The sequence below is a fragment of the Evansella clarkii genome (assembly GCF_002019695.1).
Taxonomy (GTDB): domain Bacteria; phylum Bacillota; class Bacilli; order Bacillales; family Salisediminibacteriaceae; genus Evansella; species Evansella clarkii.
Genome location: NZ_KV917376.1, coordinates 2,993,530 through 3,014,781, shown reverse-complemented (window position 1 = coordinate 3,014,781; position 21,252 = coordinate 2,993,530). Strand labels below are relative to the sequence as shown.

General features: G+C 42.8%; 22 protein-coding genes. All 22 read right to left on the bottom strand.

Going from position 1 to position 21,252, the window contains the following annotated elements; all coding sequences use genetic code 11:
• Position 1: 1 nt before the first annotated feature.
• The 22 genes from BK582_RS14025 to BK582_RS13925 all read right to left on the bottom strand — a co-directional run bounded on the left by BK582_RS14025 (position 2) and on the right by BK582_RS13925 (position 21,176).
• On the bottom strand, positions 2 to 1,258 hold the full coding sequence (locus tag BK582_RS14025; RefSeq protein WP_078595659.1) for a competence/damage-inducible protein A: 1,257 nt from the start codon (positions 1,256 to 1,258) through the stop codon (positions 2 to 4).
• A gap of 21 nt (positions 1,259 to 1,279) precedes the next feature.
• Positions 1,280 to 1,858, bottom strand: coding sequence for a CDP-diacylglycerol--glycerol-3-phosphate 3-phosphatidyltransferase (pgsA, locus tag BK582_RS14020; protein WP_078595658.1), 579 nt, complete (start codon positions 1,856 to 1,858; stop codon positions 1,280 to 1,282).
• A gap of 318 nt (positions 1,859 to 2,176) precedes the next feature.
• Positions 2,177 to 3,082: a helix-turn-helix domain-containing protein gene (locus tag BK582_RS14015; protein WP_414457986.1), complete on the bottom strand. Its 906-nt coding sequence runs from the start codon at positions 3,080 to 3,082 to the stop codon at positions 2,177 to 2,179.
• A gap of 11 nt (positions 3,083 to 3,093) precedes the next feature.
• Positions 3,094 to 3,867: a DUF3388 domain-containing protein gene (locus BK582_RS14010; RefSeq protein WP_078595656.1), complete on the bottom strand. Its 774-nt coding sequence runs from the start codon at positions 3,865 to 3,867 to the stop codon at positions 3,094 to 3,096.
• A gap of 384 nt (positions 3,868 to 4,251) precedes the next feature.
• Positions 4,252 to 4,500: a DUF3243 domain-containing protein gene (locus BK582_RS14005; protein WP_078595655.1), complete on the bottom strand. Its 249-nt coding sequence runs from the start codon at positions 4,498 to 4,500 to the stop codon at positions 4,252 to 4,254.
• Positions 4,501 to 4,620: 120 nt separating this feature from the next.
• Positions 4,621 to 5,355, bottom strand: coding sequence for an elongation factor P 5-aminopentanone reductase (gene ymfI, locus BK582_RS14000; RefSeq protein ID WP_078595654.1), 735 nt, complete (start codon positions 5,353 to 5,355; stop codon positions 4,621 to 4,623).
• Between the two features lies 1 nt (position 5,356).
• A complete protein-coding gene (gene yfmH / locus BK582_RS13995; RefSeq protein ID WP_078595653.1) occupies positions 5,357 to 6,652 on the bottom strand; it encodes an EF-P 5-aminopentanol modification-associated protein YfmH in 1,296 nt (431 codons plus the stop codon).
• Positions 6,645 to 7,940: an EF-P 5-aminopentanol modification-associated protein YfmF gene (gene yfmF, locus BK582_RS13990; RefSeq protein ID WP_244895390.1), complete on the bottom strand. Its 1,296-nt coding sequence runs from the start codon at positions 7,938 to 7,940 to the stop codon at positions 6,645 to 6,647. The genes yfmH and yfmF overlap by 8 nt, the downstream gene beginning before the upstream one ends.
• Positions 7,941 to 8,100: 160 nt before the next feature.
• Positions 8,101 to 8,568 carry a hypothetical protein gene (locus BK582_RS13985; RefSeq protein WP_078595652.1) on the bottom strand — a complete coding sequence of 156 codons (468 nt, stop codon included), beginning with the start codon at positions 8,566 to 8,568 and terminating at the stop codon, positions 8,101 to 8,103.
• Positions 8,561 to 8,689 (bottom strand): hypothetical protein, encoded by a 129-nt coding sequence (locus BK582_RS28090; RefSeq protein WP_269148955.1) that lies wholly within the window; start codon positions 8,687 to 8,689, stop codon positions 8,561 to 8,563. The genes BK582_RS13985 and BK582_RS28090 overlap by 8 nt, the downstream gene beginning before the upstream one ends.
• Positions 8,690 to 8,797: 108 nt before the next feature.
• The gene (locus BK582_RS13980; protein ID WP_078595651.1) at positions 8,798 to 9,517 is read right to left on the bottom strand and encodes a GntR family transcriptional regulator; all 720 of its coding nucleotides are present in this window, start codon (positions 9,515 to 9,517) and stop codon (positions 8,798 to 8,800) included.
• A 124-nt stretch (positions 9,518 to 9,641) separates the two neighbouring features.
• Positions 9,642 to 12,044, bottom strand: a complete 2,403-nt coding sequence (locus BK582_RS13975) for an FtsK/SpoIIIE family DNA translocase (protein ID WP_078595650.1) — start codon at positions 12,042 to 12,044, stop codon at positions 9,642 to 9,644.
• Positions 12,045 to 12,344: 300 nt separating this feature from the next.
• A complete protein-coding gene (locus BK582_RS13970; RefSeq protein WP_078595649.1) occupies positions 12,345 to 12,593 on the bottom strand; it encodes a YlzJ-like family protein in 249 nt (82 codons plus the stop codon).
• Positions 12,590 to 13,333, bottom strand: a complete 744-nt coding sequence (locus tag BK582_RS13965) for a ClpP family protease (RefSeq protein ID WP_078595648.1) — start codon at positions 13,331 to 13,333, stop codon at positions 12,590 to 12,592. The genes BK582_RS13970 and BK582_RS13965 overlap by 4 nt, the downstream gene beginning before the upstream one ends.
• A 191-nt stretch (positions 13,334 to 13,524) precedes the next feature.
• Positions 13,525 to 14,397: a 4-hydroxy-tetrahydrodipicolinate synthase gene (gene dapA, locus BK582_RS13960; RefSeq protein WP_078595647.1), complete on the bottom strand. Its 873-nt coding sequence runs from the start codon at positions 14,395 to 14,397 to the stop codon at positions 13,525 to 13,527.
• Between the two features lie 14 nt (positions 14,398 to 14,411).
• Positions 14,412 to 15,635 (bottom strand): aspartate kinase, encoded by a 1,224-nt coding sequence (gene dapG / locus BK582_RS13955; RefSeq protein ID WP_078595646.1) that lies wholly within the window; start codon positions 15,633 to 15,635, stop codon positions 14,412 to 14,414.
• A 48-nt stretch (positions 15,636 to 15,683) separates the two neighbouring features.
• Positions 15,684 to 16,733: an aspartate-semialdehyde dehydrogenase gene (asd, locus tag BK582_RS13950; RefSeq protein ID WP_078595645.1), complete on the bottom strand. Its 1,050-nt coding sequence runs from the start codon at positions 16,731 to 16,733 to the stop codon at positions 15,684 to 15,686.
• Positions 16,734 to 16,892: 159 nt separating this feature from the next.
• Positions 16,893 to 17,486: a dipicolinate synthase subunit B gene (locus tag BK582_RS13945; protein ID WP_078595644.1), complete on the bottom strand. Its 594-nt coding sequence runs from the start codon at positions 17,484 to 17,486 to the stop codon at positions 16,893 to 16,895.
• Positions 17,487 to 18,389 carry a dipicolinic acid synthetase subunit A gene (dpaA, locus tag BK582_RS13940; RefSeq protein ID WP_078595643.1) on the bottom strand — a complete coding sequence of 301 codons (903 nt, stop codon included), beginning with the start codon at positions 18,387 to 18,389 and terminating at the stop codon, positions 17,487 to 17,489.
• Positions 18,390 to 18,585: 196 nt separating this feature from the next.
• The gene (locus tag BK582_RS13935; RefSeq protein WP_078595642.1) at positions 18,586 to 18,816 is read right to left on the bottom strand and encodes a YlmC/YmxH family sporulation protein; all 231 of its coding nucleotides are present in this window, start codon (positions 18,814 to 18,816) and stop codon (positions 18,586 to 18,588) included.
• 125 nt (positions 18,817 to 18,941) lie between these two features.
• Positions 18,942 to 20,183 (bottom strand): M16 family metallopeptidase, encoded by a 1,242-nt coding sequence (locus BK582_RS13930; RefSeq protein WP_078595641.1) that lies wholly within the window; start codon positions 20,181 to 20,183, stop codon positions 18,942 to 18,944.
• Positions 20,184 to 20,204: 21 nt separating this feature from the next.
• Positions 20,205 to 21,176: a polysaccharide deacetylase family protein gene (locus tag BK582_RS13925; RefSeq protein ID WP_078595640.1), complete on the bottom strand. Its 972-nt coding sequence runs from the start codon at positions 21,174 to 21,176 to the stop codon at positions 20,205 to 20,207.
• Positions 21,177 to 21,252 lie beyond the last annotated feature (76 nt).

Below are 21,252 nucleotides of genomic sequence, written 5' to 3'. Positions count from 1 at the left end.
TTTATCCATCCACCTTTTCCATTTCCTTACGCAAGAATTGTATCAAATAATACGCTCCATATTTAACGGAACGCTCTCTCACACCCGTTCTGCTTCCAGCAAGCCTGAGCTCATAGCTTTCGGCAGATTCCCGGGAAGAAATACCAATATATACTAGCCCGGGTGGCTTACCTTCAGAAGAATCTGGTCCGGCCACGCCTGTAAAGCTTATCCCGTAATCAGATTCTCCTTTGAGTCTTGCTCCTTTTGCCATTTCCTCTGCGCATTCCCGGCTGACTGCCCCGTGTTTGTGAAGAATTTCCCTGGCTACATCAAGTGTATTCGCTTTCCCTTCGTTTGTATACGTAACAAAGCCGCCTTTAAAGATACCTGAAGCACCCTGGATATTTGTTAACTCTGCAGAAAAGAGACCCCCTGTAAGGCTCTCAGCAGCAGCAAGCGTCGCCTTTCTCTCTTTAAGCTGCAGGAATACCTGCTTAAAAAGAGAGTCATCGTTTATACCATAGAAATACTTATCAAGCCGGGCAAGAACTGTTTCCTGCAGATCATTGAGCTTTCTTTCGTTCTCCCCTTCATCGCTGCCTTTTACTGTTAAACGGAGTGTTACGTCCCCATCCCCCGCAAGCGGAGCAATGGTAGGGTTCACCTGGTTTTCAATTAAGTCATCGATCTGCTCCACAAGCTGAGATTCACCAATATCAAAAAAGCGGAGCACTCTGGACTGAATGAAAGTTGTGTACTTCAGCTGACTCTTTATATACGGGACTGTATACTTATTAAACATTGGCTTTAATTCTTTAGGAGGCCCGGGCAGAAGAATGAACAAACAGCCATCCTCTTTAACAGCCATGCCGCATGCCAGGCCGTGGTCGTTCTGGAAAACTACAGAATCTTCCAGAACAAGAGCCTGCTGCAGATTATTTTCTGCCATGTATCTGCCAGTCTTCTTAAAATAATCAGTTATTCTTCTTTTTGCAGTCTCATCGTATATTAGTTCTTTGCCCAATACTTCGGCTAATGTTTCTTTTGTTAAATCATCTTTCGTAGGTCCAAGCCCTCCGGTAAGTACTACGAGATCGCATCTTTTACGTGCGTTTTCTATAACGGCTGCCAATCTTCCCTCGTTATCTCCTGCTACAGAATGATAGTAAATATTAATCCCAAGCTGGTTCATCTGTTCTGAAAGGAATTGGGCATTTGTATTGGCAATCTGGCCCAGAAGGAGTTCAGATCCTACTGCGACTATTTCTCCATTCATCAGTTTTCACCTTCCGGTAAACTACTTTGTATTTTTTATAACATGTTTATTTTTTATAAAATAATCAATACCCGAAATAAGGGTGAGAATAACTGCTGCATACACCATTATTTCAGCAAAAGGTATTGCCAGCATTTCAAAAATAATATTATGTAGCATAATTGCCGAAGCAGCGACGATCTGGCTGACCGTTTTCCATTTACCCCAGTTGCTTGCGGCGATTACTTCGCCTTCTCCGGAAGCAACCAGCCTGAGCCCGGTTACCGCAAATTCACGGCTTAAGATCAGAACAGCGGCCCATGCAGGAAACATATCCAGACCTGTTAATGACACAAAAGCAGCAGTAATAAGGAGTTTGTCAGCGAGGGGGTCAAGAAATTTCCCCATATTGGTAACGAGATTATGTTTCCTGGCGTAATACCCGTCCAGCCAGTCTGTAGAAGCAGCAATAATAAAAATAATTGCAGCAATTAAATGTGAAACGGGTATCTCAGTCCCGAGCAGTGCTATTTCACCCCACCCAAACGGAACGAGCAGAAAAATCATAAACACGGGAATTAAGAAAATACGAGATATAGTAATTTGATTAGGTATATTCACCTTGGATCCTCCTAACTCTGTTAAAGACAGGGCTTGCCTCATTGTGCTCCAGTACGTGAGCTTTATCAATTTTAACAGAATAACAGCGATAATGCTAATATGAGCGGCACCGGGAAAAGAGGAATTAAATAAGTATTAAGCTAAAAAAACACACCTAAAGAAAACTCGTCGATTGGCCGGGGCTTAAGGGGAACACAGAGGCGTAGCTGCACTTATACCTTCTCCTTAAAATCACTACTTCGAATCAACTTCACGGCTGAAATATTATAGTTTCTGAAAGTGTAAAATAAAGAGAGCTGGTTGCCAGCTCTCTTTTAATCAATCCTCCTGTTCCAGAGGTTCAAAATGGACAGTCACATACTGTCGTGTCACTTCCAGCTCATATTCCAGAAGCTCATCATTAATATAAATATCAACAGTTGGGGTATGCCCCAGGTTGAACTCAATTTGTTCCTCCCCGGAAAAATCAAACTCTTCTTCATCCCCGGCTGAGTGAGTCTGCATATGAAGACTCTCCCCATCACCATTAGTGAGCTGAAGCCAGCTGTCACCGCTAAATTCAAGCCTCACTTCGAAATTGTCAGTGTTTGATAACGTATAAATGGCATTATTGCCCTGGGACTCTTCAAATTCCAGAGACTGTTCAGGGGAAGATTCTTCATCCTCTTCTTCATTTGCGTTTTCAGGCTCATTATTATCTGCATCAGAAGCATTTTCCCCGTTATTATTCTCTTCATTTTCGTCAATATTATTAGCCGGAATATCCATTTCAGAGGTTCCTTGCTGTTCTTCCCGGGGGATGCCCACAGGCTCTTCAGCGCCATCCCTCTGGCCAAATGCCCAGATTCCCACAGCGATAGCTGTAATGAAAATTACTGCAAACAAAGTCGGCACCAGGGCAGCGAATTTAGTTTTTTTCTTCATTATTTTCGGTTTAGACCTTGTCGCCCGCGGCGGGAGTTCTGCAGGTTCCCGTTTAGGCTGAGGCAGTTCACCACTGTGCTCTTCAAAGAGTTTTTCAGGATCAATACCTACTGCGTCCGCGTACCTTTTTACAAAAGCACGAGCGTAGAAGTCTCCTGGGAGGCGGGAAAAGTCCCCCTCCTCAATTGCTGTTAAATATCGTTTCTGTATTTTAGTAATCGTCTGGAGTTCTTCCAGCGAATAGCCCTTTTCTTCCCGTGCGGCCTTCAGCCGCATTCCTAATTCTGACAATCGTAACACCACCTACCAACTTAGCTTATATCAAAGGAAGAGAAGCCTGATTCTACAGCTTCATATGTGATTTTTTCCCCTTCTTCGCTGCGCAATTCAATAATATAATCGAAATCATCGAGTGAATACTCTGTTTCTCTTACAAATATATCCGGATGCTCCACAACTTTTGTCGCAGGAAGCCGCATGATTTCACTCACCAGCATCTGGTGCCTTTCTGATGCCCGCATTGTGGAAACGATTCCGTCTATGATATAAATATGATCTTCCGATAGTTCATCATCAGCGAGCTGGCTTCTAATCGTCTGCCTTAATAGTGTTGAAGAAAGGAAAGACCAGCGTTTATTCGCACATACACTCGCAGCTACGACAGATTCCGTTTTTCCTACCCGGGGCATCCCTCTGATCCCTACCAGGCGGTGGCCATCTTTTTTAAACAGCTCCGCCATGAAATCAACGAGAAGACCTAATTCCGCTCTTACAAAACGAAACAGTTTTTTCTCGTCTTCATCCCTTTCGATGTACCGGCCATGCCTGACTGCAAGTACGTCCCGCAGCTTCGGCTCCCTTATCTTCCTTAATGTTATAATGTCCATCGTTTCCAGAATATATTTCAGGCGCATAATTGCTTCATCATTTTTGCTTTTAATCAGCATTCCTCTTCGCTGATGTTCAACACCGTTAATTGTGACAATGTTTATTTGCAGCATCCCCAGCAATGAGGCAATTTCACCAAGGAGACCTGGACGGTTTTCATTAATCTGATATTCTAAGTACCACTGCTTCTCCTCCATCGGCCAACTCCTTTCTCTCCTTCAGGTCGTCTGTGTTTTCGATACTGACATAACAAAGGTTTGACCTTATGGTCCATTTTCTCTAACTTTAATCATAATCGATTTTTTTCCCTATTTAAAGAGATTTCTTATGAACGTCGGATTTTAGCGAAAATTTGCCTATTTTCAATAAAATTGTTCACTGAATTTTTACCATTACCCTTATACAAATTAAAGAAAACCCGCTAATTGAGGAGCTTTAAAGCGAAGAGATACGAAGCTGCTTTTATAATCATAGGGTGAATTACTCATCTCGCGGCATCATTTCCGGTCAATAGTGGCGTGTATTGGAAAGCCTCTCGTGACCTTAATAAAAAAGTGCCGCAGCTGCGGCACTTTTTCAGATTATTGATTTTGTACCAGCTTAACCATCATGTTGGCGATAGCGTGCTGTTCTTCTTCAGAAGCCACGTTCCAAAGATCGGCGAGTACCCGTTCCTGCTCGTTTTTAGGATCAACTTGTTCTGCCAGGTATTCTCCAACCTGATAGGCAACTTCATTAATAACAGGTTCCGTCATTCCTTCACTCTTCGCCTGGTCAAGCCTGCTGCCAAGGAACTCTTTCCATTGCTGCCAGTTATCTAATACAGACATGGTAATTTTCCTCCTTAAGATGTAATTCAACGTTAGTTTTTTCTCTCGGGAAGATAATTATTCATTTTCCTGTAAACGATTCTGATGCCCTGCATTTTAATTATGGTCCCTTAAGCCGTCTTAACAATACCATGCTCCGTTCACCGACAGGATTTGTCCGTTGATATAGCTGCTCTCATCAGAAGCAAGAAAAGCTGCGGCGGAAGCAATTTCTTCAGGAGTTCCAAGCCTTCCTGCAGGTATTTCTTCCTCAAGCATGGCCAGTTCTTCCTCTGAAAAGCCATTGAGCATCTGGGTCCTCACCGCCCCTGGGGCTATACCGTTTACCTGAATATTACTCGGGGCCGTTTCCTTAGCAAGGGCTTTAACAAACGTATTCAGTCCGCCTTTTACGGTGGAATACAAAACCTCGCAGGAGGCTCCCGTGAGGCCCCAGATGGAAGAAATCACAATAATCTTTCCTTTTCTCGTTCTTATCATCTCCGGGAGAAAAGCCTGCGTTATTAAAAATGGTGTGATAAGCCCTTCTGTAAAACCAAGGGTGACTTCTTCCGCCGGCAGATCGGTGATAAGCCCCTGCCTGGAAGTCCCGCTGTTATGTATGATAATTTCCGGCGCAGTATTCAGTGCCTTCAGGTCCCTCAGTGCTTCCGCCGGCCGGGTGAAATCCCCCTGATAAAGGAGGCAGACAGTTTCCCTGTCTGCCTCCAGTTCTGATTTCAGCTGCAAGGCCCGTTCTTTATTTTTATTGTAATGCAGTATAAGATCGAAGCCTTTTTCTGCAAGCTTTCTTGCAATTGCACCGCCAATATCACCGCTCGCGCCGGAAATAAACGCTGTTGGTTTCTCCTTCATGTTACTCTCCCTTTGGCTTTATATAACATATACTCATCTGAGTTTCTGTATTAAAATGCTCTTTCATAGCATTTTCAAGATCCTGCTCCGTTAGTGACTCCAGTGTTGGGATGACTTCAAAAAGATCCATTTTATTAAACTGGTAGCGTGTAAACTGGTTTGCGATAAATTCCGGTGAGTTAAGGGAACGGAGAAAGTATCCGATCTTTTTCTTTCTGATACTCTCCATCTGTCCCTTATCGATATTCCCGGAAATGAATTCATTTGTCATCTCTTTTACACGGCCCGCCAGCTTTTCAGGGTGGTCTGTATCTCCTCCGATAACAGAAAAGCCGAAACCGTATTCACCTGAATAATCAAAAGAAAAACTGTCGTCAATAAGTCCTTCATCAAAAAGCTTCTGATAATTTTCGCTGCTCTGCCCGAACATCATTTCCAGCAGCAGCTGAATGGACAGTTCGTGCTTCAGCAGGTCGGTGCCCTGCTTATCAGGCCTTTTATCTTTAAAGCCTGTTAACGATTTCCCAGTATTTACATTCATCTTAATGGTCGTTTCTTTTTCATGCACTTCCTCTGGTTCGGCTTCGAAAAAGCGCTCGATCTTCTCCGGTGCCTTAAAATCCTTTTTCGCCTGGTTGTTCCTGATTTGTTCGATTATTTTCTCCGGTTCCAGGTTCCCTACTACAAATACAACCATGTTGCTCGGGTGATAGAACGTTTCATAGCACGTATATAACATATCTTTCGTAATGTCGTTAATAGATGCCGCTGTACCTGCAATATCGATTTTCACCGGGTGATATTCATACATGCTGCTGATTAGCCCGAAGTAATTTCTCCAGTCCGGATTATCATCATACATCTTAATTTCCTGTTCAATAATCCCTTTTTCTTTTTCCACTGACTGCTCTGAAAAATAAGGGTCCTGGACAAAATCAAGCAATGTTTCCAGATTTTTTTCTATCTCCATCGTACTTGAGAATAAATACGCTGTTCGTGTGAAGCTCGTGAATGCGTTAGCGGATGCTCCCTGTTTGCTGAACTGCTGGAATACATCTTCCCCTTCTTCATTTTCAAACAGTTTATGCTCCAGAAAATGTGCAATCCCGTCCGGCACCTTAATAGCATCCTTTTTGCCAAGAGGTATGAAATGGTTGTCAATAGACCCATATTTCGTTGTGAACGTAGCAAAGGTTTTATTGAATCCCTTTTTTGGGAGTACATATACTGATAGTCCGTTTGGAAGCTCTTCATGGTAAAGAGTCTCCTGCAGCTGATCAAATGTTACTTTATTCATTACCTGCTTCCTCCTTCCCCTTCAGGAAATAAACCGTATCAAGCTTTATTTTCTCTGCAACCCTTACAACATCTTCCTTCGTCACACTGTCGATTTCATCCATCCAGCCGGAAAGCGGGCGTTCCGTGCCTGACAGCCTGTTATGATACTCCAGTTCGATGAACCCTCTCGGAACATCCATTGTTTCCAGAAGCTGGTTTTTCAATACAGCTTTTGTCTGCTCTAAATCATCTTCAGAGAAATTCCCCTTTTTCATATCTTCCATCTGTTTAAAAATGATTTCCGTTGCATCATTAAATTTATTGCTTTCTATACCTGACATCACGATGAGCAGGCCTTTATGGCTTTCCACTCTTGAAGCCGCATAATAGGCAAGGCTGGCCTTTTCCCTGACGTTAATAAATAATTTCGAATGGGAAAATCCTCCGAACACTCCATTAAACAGCTGCAGAGGAAAGTAATCAGCATCGTCGTACGTTGTATAAGTACGGTAGCCTATATGAAGCTTCCCTTGCTGAACATCCTGTTCCTCAATTACTTCACGGGAATTTTCCCTGTGTTTCTGCACCGCTTTATTTACTTTTTTCTCTTTTCGCTCGTTTTTTCCCAGAGCGCCAAAATGTCTGGAAATTAAGGTTTCCATTTCTGATTCCTCTACATCACCAATAATGTATAAATCAAGCTGGTCGTTTTCAATTGCTTCTAGATAATAATCATATAAGGATTTTTCATCAATTTCTGAGAGATCCTCTGAATCTCCAAGGACAAACAGACTGAACGGTTCATCCTCACACATTTCTTCTGTTAAACGCTTATTTGCGTATCTCATTTTATCATCATACACAGAAGCCAGTTTTTGTTTTAACGCCCGTTTTTCTCCATCAACGATAGATTTGTCAAAAGCGTCATTTAACGTTCTCGGGTGAAGAACGACAGAAGCAAGCATCTCGATGGCCCGCTCAAGCAGCGGCCGGTCATCCGTCAAAAACTTTTCATTAGCAACTTCCATCTTGAATGTCATCAAGTGGTTTTCACCTTTTTTAGAAACATCCACATTAAGTGTTGCTCCGTACAATTCGTCAAGCTCATGACGAATATCTTTTCTTGATGGATGCTTTTCCGTACCGCTTTGAAGGACATAAGGCAGCAGTGCCCTTTTTGTAACAGTGTCTTTATCAAGAGAAGATCTCATATGAAGCAGCAGCGTATTTGTTTTATACGTGGTTGATGGCAGTACATGCACATTTAATGAGCCCGTTTCAAAATCATGAATTGTATGTTCGCGCAATTGGACTTCCTCCCTTTTCTCTCTTTTGTCTGTGCTTACCAGGATGAGTAATTACTTATAACTATGATTTTAGCTAAAAGAACTATGCCAATGCAAAAATTAAGCTGGAAATTACCGGTATTATGTTATTTTTTTTAAAACTTCATACTTATTGGCTTTGTTAAGAGGAAGCAAGTCTTAACAAAACACTCCTGATAAGAAAACCAATGGCAAGACCCGGTATCAGGAACAGCATCGGCAGGAAAACGGGACCTGGCAGGACACCGAAAATCCTCAGCTGCGTGGAATACATCAGGCCTACAGTAACCAGATATGCACCGAAGGCAAAAGGCAGATAGGAATAAGGCCCGGTTTCACCTTCAGCGTCACGGTAGGCGTCCCACATAGAAAACATATACAAACATGGATAGAACATGAGCCACTGGAAATCTATCACATCAATAGCTTCGTAAATGAACCCCTGAAACGAATACATGATCGCAAGATTGAACCTGCTGATTACATTAATAATAATTTCAAGCAGGACAAAGGAAGCTCCTTTTATAAATTTACCGTTAAGGATCTGGGCAAAACCTGGCAGCGCGATACTCCACAAAATCGCTTCCAGCTTCTTAACTTTCTTATTCATATTCAGCCTCTTGCCATCTCGACGTTATATCTGGTTGCTGCACAAAGGTTCTGGTCGGATCTCCTGTCACTTCCAGGTATTCTTCAGGGTGTAAAATAAAAGCCGTATATACATAAGCCATAGCCTTCTTCCTCCTTCGTGTTCCAGTATATTGTTTGTTTAATTTTGTTATTTATTATTCATAAAACAAAAAAACCTCTGGCTGCGGGGCCAGAGGGTTACATAAAAATTATACACGTTTTCGGACAACGTGAAATTTAAATTTGTCTGCACGAAAATAGTTTAGTGAATACAATACAGGACGTTCTTCTTCGTCATAGTGAAGCTGCTTTAATACCAGCAGAGCCGTTTCAGGTCCGCATTGCAGAATCTCAGATATTTCATCATGATAACCGAGAGGTTCAATCTGAGTTACCGCATGGCTGATTGCGATTCCCGCATCTTCCAGCTGTTCGAAAATAGATTGCTGATGATGAGATACAGCATCAGGAAGGTACATCTTCGGTATTTTATCAAGACAATATACAACTGGCTCTTCATCTGCTGTTCTTACACGCTCAATAATGGTCATTTCATTAACTTTTGCATTATTAAACCGGTTTCTGTCCTCATCTGAAGCCGGAGAAACTACAGAAGATAAAAATATAGTTCCCGGCTTTTTATTTGCCCTCTGAATCATATCCGTGACACTGAACAGTTCTTCAATACCGGACGAGAATAATGGTTTAGAATTTATAAATGTTCCTACACCATGCTTACGAATGATAATATTTTCATCTTCAAGCATTCGCAAAGCTTCTCTTAATGTCGCTCTGCTGACTCCAAGCTGTCTGGACAGCTGAAATTCTGAAGGGAGTCTCTCTCCCGCTTCGTAAATACCTTTATCTATATCTTCTTTAATTTTATCAATAACCTGGAGGTAAAGCGGCCTGTGGTCTGACTTAATCATTGGAACTCCCCCCTCATAAAAGCACTCAAAGTATACTGGTATAATTAATGTACCATGAAATAATATGTAAGACTATAAAAAATTATAAGAGGCTGTTTTGTCCCAGCCTCTCGAATGTTGTGAATCAACCTGAAATTTCACTATTTTCCGGTTTACCGATTAATACTTCTCTAGGTTTACTTCCCTCGTAAGGGCCGACAATACCTCTTGCTTCCATTTCGTCGATAAGTCTTGCGGCCCTTGTGTATCCGATCCTGAACCGTCTCTGAAGCATGGACACCGAAGCAGTCTGCATCTCCGCAATCAGATTTACTGCATCGTCGTATAAATCATCATCAACCTCTCCGGAAACTGTTTCTTCTCCTTCCTGGGGCATCATTTCCTCAGCATACTGTGCTTTCTGCTGCTCGATGCAATGGTTAACAATTCGTTCCACTTCCTCATCAGATAAAAACGCTCCCTGTATTCTTGTTGCTTTATTAGCTCCTACCGGCAGAAACAGCATATCCCCTCTGCCTAACAGCTTTTCAGCTCCATTACCATCAAGAATCGTTCGTGAATCTGTTGAACTGGAAACACCGAAAGCAATTCTGGAAGGGATATTTGCTTTAATCACCCCGGTTATTACATCCACTGACGGGCGCTGGGTAGCAATAATTAAATGGATTCCTGCAGCTCTGGCCATTTGTGCAAGCCTTGTGATCGAGTCTTCCACATCTGAGGAAGCAACCATCATGAGATCAGCAAGCTCGTCCACAATTACTACGATATAAGGCAGGGGCTGATACTGCTCTGTTTCGTCCCGTTTTTTATTTTCCTTCGCAATGTAGGCGTTATACCCTTCAATGTTCCTCGTTCCTGAATAAGCAAATAATTCATAACGCCTTTCCATCTCATTAACAACCTTTTTGAGAGCCTGAGAAGCTTTCTTAGGGTCTGTAACTACTGGAGACAGCAGGTGTGGCACTCCATTGTATACGTTCAGCTCCACCATTTTAGGGTCAATCATCATCAGCTTCACCTCATGTGGCTTGCTTCTCATAAGTATGCTGACAATTATGCCGTTGATACATACACTTTTTCCGCTTCCTGTGGCTCCCGCAACAAGTAAGTGCGGCATCTTATTCAGCTCAGCTACCACCGCTTCCCCGGAGATATCACGGCCAAGGGCAATCGCAAGCTTATTATTCTTCTCTTTCATTTGCGGCGACTCAATAACTTCTCTTAATGTAACCATGGATACTTCCTGGTTCGGAACTTCAATCCCTATCGCCGACTTACCCGGTATTGGCGCTTCCATTCGAATGTCCTTCGCTGCCAGGGCAAGAGCAAGATCATCAGTTAAGTTAACTATTTTGCTCACCTTAACCCCTGTACTTGGATATACTTCATATTTTGTAACCGCCGGTCCTAGATGGACTTTTGTAACCTTTGCGCTGACACCGAAGCTTTCCAGTGTCCTTTCAAGCTTCCGGGCATTTTTTGAAAGCATAGAATGCTCACGGGACTGATTGGCTTTCGCCGGGTTTGCAAGAAGATCTATTGAAGGCACCTCATAAAACTCATTTTCTTCAGCGCTCACAACAAAGGATCCGCTTCCTTTGCTGTTTTCCTCCTTACGCTCTTTCTTTTCAGAAGTCTGGTTCACCTGTTTTTCAGAATGCTCTTCCTTTGAAGCAGGTATAATTTCTGTTTCTGATTCCGAACCGTTACTTACCGGCTCCATATCAATTATTTCGCCTGTTTCCGTATTATAGGCTTTTGTGGAAAAATCGTAAATTTCCGGCTCTCCTGCAGGTTCCGGGTCCTCTTCCTGCAGATGAGTTTCGCTGTATCGATCATTTTTCTCTGATCTGTTTCTTTCCTGCCATTTCCCTTTAAGTCCCTTCAGGGCAGAACCTGCTTCAACAGCCTGTTTCCAGATCCAATCCTTTAATTTAAGTAACAGGGAGGCGGACCCTCCGCTGCCTCTTCTTATGACATCCATAAACGATCTTCCTGTTATAAGTACAAGTGCAGCCAGAATTAATCCGACAGCAAAGGCAATCGTCCCTCCGGAAGAAAACAGGAAGTGTGTCAGCGAAAAACCAAGCGCACCTACCATGCCTCCGCCTATTTCATCAATTACACCCTGTCCCTGGATCTGCATCCAGTATAAATGCCACGTATTCCTGATCACAGAGTTGTCCACAAACTCCCCGTGGTTCGAGAGCTGGCGAAATAAATTCACATGGCTCAGTAAAGTGAATGAAAATATGAGCAGATAAACCCCTGTAAGTCTTCTCGTCCATAAATACGGAACCTTTCTTTTCCCCATGATATAAAGGGAGAAAATAAATAATGCGATTGTCAGTACAATATGCCAGCTGCCAAGAAAGAACCGGAACAGCTGCACGAGACCCTCGCCCACAATACCAAGTCTCGCAAATGTTATAAGTGAAATAATTAACAGAAAAAGTCCAAGTAATTCATATGTAAGTTGTTTTTTCCATTTTCTTTGCTGTTTTTTCCGGCGTTTGCCTGCCATAAAACCACCTCTGTTTTTTTTGCAAATGGAAGAAGCAGCCGAAAAACGGCTGCCTATAAGGGATGTCGAACGCTTGTTTTCATTATTATAGCAGATTTTTTTTCCATTTGCTATAAGGCGAAGGTTTCTAATTGTACTTATAAGGTTGTTTTTTTGAGATGGTGCATCATGGCCACGTTAGACTGCTCGTGTTTTCTTACGTATGCTCCTTAATGCTCCAGATTTTATCCCGGCACTTTGGTTCCAGGAACGATCGTTCCTGGAACCTTGGGGACACGTTGAGATACTAACCAATCAGCCTCAACCAACTGGACCTTCATACATTTCTCCTGGCTGGTATTTTGTTTCCAGATACATATTCGGGTCAGTAGACAGGAGTTTTACAATACGGTATTTTCCTGAACCGCTTCCTGCAGCACTATTTTCTGCTGAAGGTACAGGTTCCAGAAGGAGCTGGCCGCCTGGTATATCCACAAGCTGTTGTTTATTGTAATCATCTTCGTTTACAGGAAAGATGGATTCCATTGACTGATAAGTATAAAGGATCACTGGATCACATCCTCATTCTGTTCTGGTTTAGCTGCGGCAATTAATTCATTCAGCTTTTTAATGGCGTGACCTATGCCGCCTACCTCATTGATGAGACCATATTTAACTGCATCTTTGCCTACAACGTTTGTTCCGATATCTCTCGTAAGATTTCCTTTCGACAGCATGAGTTCTTTGAAGTCTTCTTCAGTTATGTTTGAATGCTTCGTTACAAAATTAATTACTCTGTCCTGCATTTTGTCCATATATTCAAATGTCTGCGGGACACCGATTACGAGGCCGGTAAGGCGGATCGGATGGATGGTCATAGTCGCCGATTCAGCTATATAACTATAATTGGCCGCCACAGCGATTGGAACACCGATAGAATGTCCCCCTCCAAGTACCAGGGTGACAGTAGGTTTTGACATAGTTGATATCATTTCAGCTAACGCCAGTCCCGCCTCTACATCTCCTCCAACTGTGTTTAAAATAATCAGCAGGCCTTCGAGCTTGTTGTTTTGTTCTGCAGCGACAAGCTGAGGAATAATATGCTCGTATTTTGTTGTTTTATTTTGCGGAGGCAGCTGCATATGACCTTCTATCTGTCCGATAATCGAAACAACGTGAATGTTTGACTGTTCCATTTGCGGAACATTCGTCTGTCCAAGCTGCTGTATTTTATCCAGCAGGCCTTCTTTCTTTCCCTGATCCTGATCTGTACTAGGCTGGGCCGGCTGGCCGCTGTTGTTTTCAGGCATGAAAAAAGCACACTCCTTTCCTTCTTAAGGATAGTATGGAGTGTTCTCTTTCTTTTCATTCAAGGCTGTTCTCTGCCAGACTTCTGTTCAGCCCAACATGAAATGGAAACAGGAAACGACTGTTTTTCAGTGGTCCTGCTGGTAAAAAAAAGCCCTCCCTATGCCGGAGAGGGCTCGAATTTCCCTGAAAATCAGCGTACGCTGTCCATGATGCGGGACAGGTCGCTTCGTTCTTCTGATGAAAGAGGAAGAAGCGGCAGACGCACTCCCCCAACATCAAGTCCTTTAAGCTGCAGAGCGGTTTTGACAGGTGCAGGGTTTGGAGCCATAAACATTCCTTTCATTACAGGCAAAATGCTCTGATGAACCCGAGCTGCTTCTTTCACATCACCTGAGTCATATGCCCGAACCATCTCCTGCATTTCATTGCCAATTACATGAGATGCTACGGAAACAATTCCAGCTCCGCCAATAGCCATTACCGGTAAGGTAAGGCTGTCGTCGCCTGAATAGAGGAGGAAGTCGTCAGGAGTATTAGCGATAATTTTTGTCATCTGGTCCAGGTCTCCGCTTGCTTCTTTTACTGCGACGATATTCTTAATTTGAGATAACTTTATTGTCGTATCAGCATCCATGCTTACTACAGTCCTCCCTGGTACGTTATAGAGCATAACCGGGAGAGAAGTTTTTTCAGCTATTGTTTTAAAATGCTCATACATGCCTTTTTGTGAGGGCTTGTTGTAGTAAGGTGCCACGAGCATTACAGCATCCACACCAGCATTTTCGGCCTTTCTTGTCAGTTCCACTGAAGCATATGTGTTATTTGACCCAGTACCGGCAACCACAGGGATACGGCCGTCAACCACTTTTACTGTATGTTCAAATAACGCGAGCTTTTCTTCATTGGATAATGTAGGTGATTCTCCTGTTGTACCTGCAACAACAACTGCGTCTGTACCATTTGCAATCAAGTATTCCAGCAGCTTTGTTGTTTTCTGGAAATCAATATTGCCTTTTGAATCAAATGGTGTCACCATCGCTGTTGCAACACGACCGAAATTCATGTGACCAACTCCTTTTATTTCTCTTCTGACAGCAGGAACATTTCATGGAGTGCATTAACTGCTTCCACCATATCATCGCCTTTTACAAGGACCCAGATTGTTGTATGAGAGTCTGCTGATTGTAGTATTTGTATATTTTTTGAAGCCAAAGCCTCAACAATCCGGGAAGTCACACCTGGCACCCCTGTCATCCCGGCGCCAACAGCGGAAACCTTAGCACAGTTTGGAAGAAGCTGTACGTTCAGCTCCAGCTCTTTTAGTATAGACGCAGCTTTTTCTGCCACTTCATCATTTACTGTGTAAGCAACACCGAGAGGGTGAATGTTAATAAAATCTACAGAAATGCCCGCCTGAGCCATTGCTTTAAAAACCTTAGTCTGTAAATTATATTCTCCCTCATTTGCAATCACTTTAATCTGAGTGACGTTCTGTACATGGGCGATACCTGTGATCGGCCGTTCTTCTACATCTCTTCCTGCAGCTTTTGTTGTACTGGAGGTAATGAGTGTACCCTCATCATCAGAGAAAGTAGAACGTATACGAATTGGTATTTTCGCCTGCATGGCTACTTCCACAGCACGAGGGTGAATCACCTTTGCTCCCTGGTAGGCCATGTTGCAAATCTCATTATATGTCACAATATTTAAAGGCTTCGCGTTTTCAACGATGCGCGGATCTGCAGTCATCACTCCTGCCACATCAGTGAAGATATCCACCACCTTTGCATCAAGGGCTGCTCCCAGTGCTGTTGCTGAGGTGTCGCTTCCTCCTCTTCCAAGTGTAGCAGTAGTGCCGGCCGGAGTTTCTCCCTGAAAGCCAGTAACCACTATTGCATCATAATGTTCAAGAGCGAGTTTCAGGCTCTCCGTTTTCATTTCTGTAATCTTCGCATTTGTATAATCTTCGTTCGTGCGAAACCCTGCCTGCGCTCCAGTCATAGCAAGGGCGTTTACCCCGTTACTGTTCAGGAGGCTGGAAAACACAACAGAGGATATTGTTTCACCGCATGAAGCGATTAAATCCAGCTCTCTTTTTGAAACCTTTGAGGAGGATGAACCTCCCACAAGATTGAGCAAGGTATCTGTTGCATACGGGTCGCCCTCTCTTCCCATAGCAGAAACTACCACAACTACCTTGTACCCTTTATGGATAGCTTTTAACACATGTTCAACAGCTTTCATGCGGAGTTCATCATTCTTTAAAGAAGTACCGCCAAATTTCTGAATAACGATTTCCATTTCATCGTTCCACCTTTACATCCAATTGCACAACCTGAATAATATCATTTATTTTTTCAGCAAACCTAATTTATCAAGTGAGAATGCAATTTGTACAGAATTTAATGCTGCACCTTTTAACAGATTATCAGCAACAATCCACATATGGAAGCCATTCTCTGTATCTAAATCTCTTCGAATCCTGCCGACAAACACATCATCTTTCCCTGCAGCGTCAACTGCCATAGGGTAAAGCTGTGAAGACGGGTCATCCTGAAGTGTTACGCCAGGCGCCTCTTTAAGTACGCTTTGTATATCTTCCACTGTTACCCCGTCGTTTTCCACTTCGATAAAAACAGATTCTGAATGGCCTGTTTCCACCGGAAGACGGACACATGTAGCAGCCACTTTTAAAGAGCTGTCATTCATTATTTTTTTTGTTTCATTAATCATTTTCATTTCTTCAAACGTATAGCCGTTATCCGTGAAAACATCAATTTGCGGAATAGCATTAAACGCAATCTGGTAATGCTTCTTATCTCCGCCTGCAGGTAAAATCTGAGGATCGATTTCTTCCCCGTTCATTATCTGGCCTGATTGCTCATACATTTCGCCCACTGCATCGGCTCCTGCCCCGGAAACTGCCTGATAGGTTGATACTATGATTCTTTTAAGTCCATAGCTCTTCCTGACTGGTTCAAGCGCTGCAACCATCTGAATTGTTGAACAGTTCGGGTTGGCTATAATGCCATTATGGTTTTTCAGGTCCTCTTCATTAACTTCCGGAACAACAAGCGGCACACCTTCATCCATTCGATATGCGCTTGTGTTGTCCACTACTATAGCTCCGCGCTTAACGGCCTCAGGGGCAAGTGCTTTGGAAACAGACCCTCCGGCGCTGAATAATGCAAGCTGGATTCCTTCAAAAGATTCAGGAGCTGCTTCCTGAACAGTAAGCTCTTCACCTCTGAATTTAACCTTCTTTCCTGCAGAACGTTTTGAAGATAACGGCAGTAAAGTTTCTACCGGAAAATCCATTCTCTCAAGTGTTTTAAGCATTTGTTCTCCTACTGCTCCTGTCGCTCCTACTACGGCAACTCGATATCCTGATTTAGTCATTTGCAAGTCTCCTTTCATAATTAACGGTCCGTTTCTTGATCCCGGATGTTCAAAAAAAACACAACGTAGTTAAGGGACCCTTAACTACGAATAAAGTAAATTGAGAAGAACAGTGCTAAACCTCCCTCTCTATTTTAGCAACACTTACGGAATTTTTCACTAATCTTTATATCTTTCAATTAAAACAGGCTGAATCTGCCTGTGTAACATGGCTTCTTTTATCGTTTCCGGGATTTTTTCCATATCAGCTACGAGAGAATTTGGCTTTTTAAACGGATGATCCTGACCGAAAGGCACAAAGTAAATGTTTTTTGCAGCCATGAGTTTCATAATATTAACTCCGTTAAGTCCTAAGGCATCATTTGTAGATACAGCCAGAACTACAGGCCTTCCTGTCCTCAGGGTCGCTTTTGCCCCCATCAGTACAGGGGAATCCGTAAGGGCATTAGCCAGCTTACTCGTGGAATTACCTGTCAATGGTGCTATTACCATACAATCAAGGGGCGTCTGAGGGCCAAATGGTTCTGCCTTCACGATACTGTCCACAACTGGCTCAGGAGTGATACTGCGGATTTTTTCCAGCCAGTCTTCACTCCTGCCGAATTTTGTATCAGTGGACTGTACAGTATAGCTGACAAAAGGGGTTACCTTTGCCCCCTCATCCACCAGCTGCTGCATCACTGGCATTACTTCATCATACGTACAGTGAGACCCAGTCAAGCCAAATCCTATATGCTTCCCTTTCAAAGACATTCAGCTATTTCCTCCTTTTTCTGTTTCCAGCTGCTCCTTAAGCAAGTCAGCAAGTATATTGGCGATTATTTTCCCTGCCGTTTTTGGAGCAACTATACCTGGCAGCCCTGGAGCCAGCAATGCTTTTATCCCTCTTTTTTCAGCATAACGAAAATCAGTCCCTCCCGGCTTAGAGGCTACGTCTACTATAAGCGTATGAGCAGGCATTTTTGATAAAATATCAGCTGTGAAAATTTTCGCCGGAATGGTATTCACAATAACGTCTTTATCCCTGACTCTCTGAGCGAGCTCTTTCAGAGGGTAACTCTCCATATGCATTTCAAAAGCCCTTGCTCTCAAGTCCCCTTCGTTAGCAGCAACCTCTACATCAGCTCCAAGTGCCTTTAAAGTTCTCGCTATAGTCATACCAGTTCTTCCGAAACCACTCACGATGATCTTTGATCCGTGGATCGTTATGTTAGTGTTCTGGATAATCATCATCAGCGTGCCTTCTGCTGTAGGAACAGAATTGTAAATGGCTATATCATCCCGTTCAAACAGCTCTACAAGTTTTTTACCTGTCCTTTTCGCCATATTCTTCATCAGGTTATTCGAAATTCCCGTATAGAGCACACAATGCCCTGGTGTTTTATCCAGCCATTCTTCCCGAAGGATAATTTTGTTTTTTGAAAAGATGGATTCAACTTCTCCTTCATTGTTCATGCCGCTTACCGGCAGAACTACAGCATCGACGGAAGCAGGATTTAATGTGTCAAATGAATGCTTATTCGCTCCTGCAAAGCCATCATCCAGCTGGTCAAACCCAATAAGCGACAGCTTTCCGTCCTGTTCCGAAAGTTTACGGATAATTTCCAGCTGTCTTGCATCACCGCCAACAATGGCTATATGCATATCTGTCAACAATACTATTTCTCCCCTTTCTTTATCCTTTATTTAAAGGGGAACTGCTTGCGATATAAACTCACCACATATTATGTAACTTGCACCCTGCATGTGAGAAAACAGAGAACTTTTTTCCTGGATAAAAAAAGAAAAACATGCCGATTATTCTTCGGCATGCAGACACGGGCGGGTAAATAGGACATTCCTTCTCTGGTTATCAAACTTCTATAATAATCATATCCGTTCCGATCTTTTTAACCTGCTTCCAGTATACGGTAACCTCCTTTTCCCGTTTTCCCATTCCGAACCACTTCAGAGTCGGAATAACAAACGCTTCAATCTGCCCTGTTTTCTCGTCAATTATTAAGTCTGTCTGTCCGAGCACACCAAGACGCTGGCCTTTCTGGTAATCGATTATTTCTTTGTTGCTGATTTCGCTGAGCCTCATCTTATCCCACCCATCCCTTCTGCTGAAATTACAGCTGATAATACATCGTATGAAGGGACCAAAAAAACATGCCGCGATATTACCGCAGCATGTTTAATATTATAAGTCTCCGTGAACAGAGCTAATTAATGTACACCCTTAGGAAGCTTTCCTTCAGGGCTGATTAGCGTAAGAGAATACTCTTTACTGAAGATTCGTTCCCCTGTTTCTTTAACTTTGTTCAGGTCTACTTTATCAATCTCTTCGATTATTTCATCTAAACTTCGGTGTCTGCCTAAAAGAAGCTCGTTCTTACCATTCCTGCTCATTCTGCTGTTTGTGCTTTCCAGTCCGAGCATCAGGCTGCCTTTTAGCTGTTCTTTGCCATTTTTAAGTTCTTTTTCTGTCATACCTTCTTCTCTGATCTTTCCTACCGTATCCATCAGTACTTCGTACAGTTCGTCAAGCTGGCGCTGAGCTGTACCTGCGTATATAGTGAGCATACCAGTGTCATGAAAGGCTGAATGATAGGAAAATACAGAATAAGCAAGACCCCGGTTTTCTCTGATCTCCTGGAAAAGCCTGCTGCTCATGCTTCCTCCGAGAGTATTATTAAGAAGGATAAGGCTGTATATTTCTTCAGCATGGAGAGGGAATCCTTCAAAGCCAATACAAAGATGCGCCTGCTCGGTTTCCTTCTTTCTTGCAATAATTTCAGATTTAAAATCAGGTTTGGTAAGTGATTTATCAATGCCGCTGCCCTGCTTCATAGGTGAAAACACTTTCTCCACATAGGAAACGAATTTTTCATCCACGTTTCCACATATAGAAATAACAACATTTTCTGCATTATAGTATTGATCCATATACTTAATTAAAGACTCTGAAGACAGGGAATCCAGTGTTTCCTCCGTACCGAGAATCGGATAGCCAAGAGGATGTTCACCATAGCTTGCTTTGCTCAGGAGATCATGAACGATGTCATCAGGTGTATCTTCATACATCTTTATTTCCTCCAGAACTACTCCCTTTTCTTTCTTTAGTTCATTTTTATCGAAAAGAGAATTGAAATACATATCAGCAAGTACATCTACAGCATGTGTTGCATGAGTATCAAGCACTTTAGCATAGTAACAGGTATATTCCTTTGAGGTAAATGCATTCACATGTCCGCCGATAGAATCAAAAGATTCAGCTATCTGCTGGGCATTTCTTGATTTCGTCCCTTTAAAAAACATATGTTCAAGAAAATGAGAGACACCGTTTTCCTGTTTAGATTCAAATCTTGAACCTGTTCCTATCCAGATTCCTATTGATACTGAGCGGACAGTATTGTTTGGTTCAAATACAATCCGCAAGCCATTATTCCCTACAAATCGTTTAATCACAATGATCCTCCCTGTATTCCTCTATTGTTTCGGGCGAGCAATTCTATTTTCACTAAGCACATCGCTGACAGTCCCGATTACCAGCCCTTTTTCCTTTATCCCTGTGATTATAGCTTCAAGTCCGTCTTCAGCAGATGAAGTAGGGTGCATTAAGATCAATGCTCCTGGTTCAGTTTTGCTGACTGTCCTTTCTGCCATCGCAAAAGGCTCCGGTTTTTTCCAGTCCACTGTATCTGCTGTCCAGAGGATCGTATACATCCCATGCTCCCTTGCTACTTCCACTACATCCTGCCGGTAGCTTCCGCTTGGAGGTGCGAACAATTCCGGTTTCAGATCAAGCACGGCTTCAATCACTTCGTTAGTCTTTCTTATCTCCTCACTAATAGCAGCCCGGGATAAATTTTTCATATCCGGATGTGAATATGCATGGTTGCCGATCTCATGGCCTTCCTCTACTATCATCTTAGCAAGATTTGGATTATTTTTCACCCATGAGCCATCAAGAAAAAAAGTCGATTGAATTCCATGTTTTTTCATTGTCTTTAACATGCCGGGCAGGTATTCATTGCCCCAGGCCACGTTTACCATTAAAGCAGCCATTGGCTTTTCCGGATTACCTCTGTACACTGGTGACGGCGGCAGATCCGCCAGTACCGTCTCAGGGGGAATCTGGGTAAAAACTAACTTTTCTTCCTGGAACTCTTTTTCTTCTTTCAGCCTTTCAAAAGAGGCCTGTACATCCAGCTTTAACCCGTTATAACCTGGTATTGCCTTCCATACTTTATCAATTACAGCATCCACCGGAGCAATTTCATAGTCTTTCTGTCTTTTTAAAATTTCCATATATAAAGGATCTTCCTGCTTCATTACTGTATCTGCCCTCTCCCGTAATTCGTTTATGTATCCACTCGTTACAGGATGCTGAACACTGGAAAAAGAGATAAGCACGATCAGCAGAAAAGTAAGCCACTGAATAATAAATTTTGATAACATCAACTATCCCCCCTCACCTAAAGCTTTATGCGGAAGGGGGACAAGATAGAACAAAAGGCATGCGTGTTGTCCAAGA

Excerpts from the sequence above, each read along its gene's own strand:
- BK582_RS14025 (WP_078595659.1), bottom strand. The coding sequence starts at position 1,258 with ATGAATGGAGAAATAGTCGCAGTAGGATCTGAACTCCTTCTGGGCCAG.
- BK582_RS14010 (WP_078595656.1), bottom strand. The coding sequence starts at position 3,867 with ATGGAGGAGAAGCAGTGGTACTTAGAATATCAGATTAATGAAAACCGT.
- BK582_RS14005 (WP_078595655.1), bottom strand. The coding sequence starts at position 4,500 with ATGTCTGTATTAGATAACTGGCAGCAATGGAAAGAGTTCCTTGGCAGC.
- ymfI (WP_078595654.1), bottom strand. The coding sequence starts at position 5,355 with ATGAAGGAGAAACCAACAGCGTTTATTTCCGGCGCGAGCGGTGATATT.
- yfmH (WP_078595653.1), bottom strand. The coding sequence starts at position 6,652 with ATGAATAAAGTAACATTTGATCAGCTGCAGGAGACTCTTTACCATGAA.
- BK582_RS13985 (WP_078595652.1), bottom strand. The coding sequence starts at position 8,568 with ATGAATAAGAAAGTTAAGAAGCTGGAAGCGATTTTGTGGAGTATCGCG.
- BK582_RS28090 (WP_269148955.1), bottom strand. The coding sequence starts at position 8,689 with ATGGCTTATGTATATACGGCTTTTATTTTACACCCTGAAGAATACCTG.
- BK582_RS13980 (WP_078595651.1), bottom strand. The coding sequence starts at position 9,517 with ATGATTAAGTCAGACCACAGGCCGCTTTACCTCCAGGTTATTGATAAA.
- BK582_RS13975 (WP_078595650.1), bottom strand. The coding sequence starts at position 12,044 with ATGGCAGGCAAACGCCGGAAAAAACAGCAAAGAAAATGGAAAAAACAA.
- BK582_RS13965 (WP_078595648.1), bottom strand. The coding sequence starts at position 13,333 with ATGCCTGAAAACAACAGCGGCCAGCCGGCCCAGCCTAGTACAGATCAG.
- dapA (WP_078595647.1), bottom strand. The coding sequence starts at position 14,397 with ATGAATTTCGGTCGTGTTGCAACAGCGATGGTGACACCATTTGATTCA.
- dapG (WP_078595646.1), bottom strand. The coding sequence starts at position 15,635 with ATGGAAATCGTTATTCAGAAATTTGGCGGTACTTCTTTAAAGAATGAT.
- asd (WP_078595645.1), bottom strand. The coding sequence starts at position 16,733 with ATGACTAAATCAGGATATCGAGTTGCCGTAGTAGGAGCGACAGGAGCA.
- BK582_RS13945 (WP_078595644.1), bottom strand. The coding sequence starts at position 17,486 with ATGTCTTTGAAAGGGAAGCATATAGGATTTGGCTTGACTGGGTCTCAC.
- BK582_RS13935 (WP_078595642.1), bottom strand. The coding sequence starts at position 18,816 with ATGAGGCTCAGCGAAATCAGCAACAAAGAAATAATCGATTACCAGAAA.
- BK582_RS13925 (WP_078595640.1), bottom strand. The coding sequence starts at position 21,176 with ATGTTATCAAAATTTATTATTCAGTGGCTTACTTTTCTGCTGATCGTG.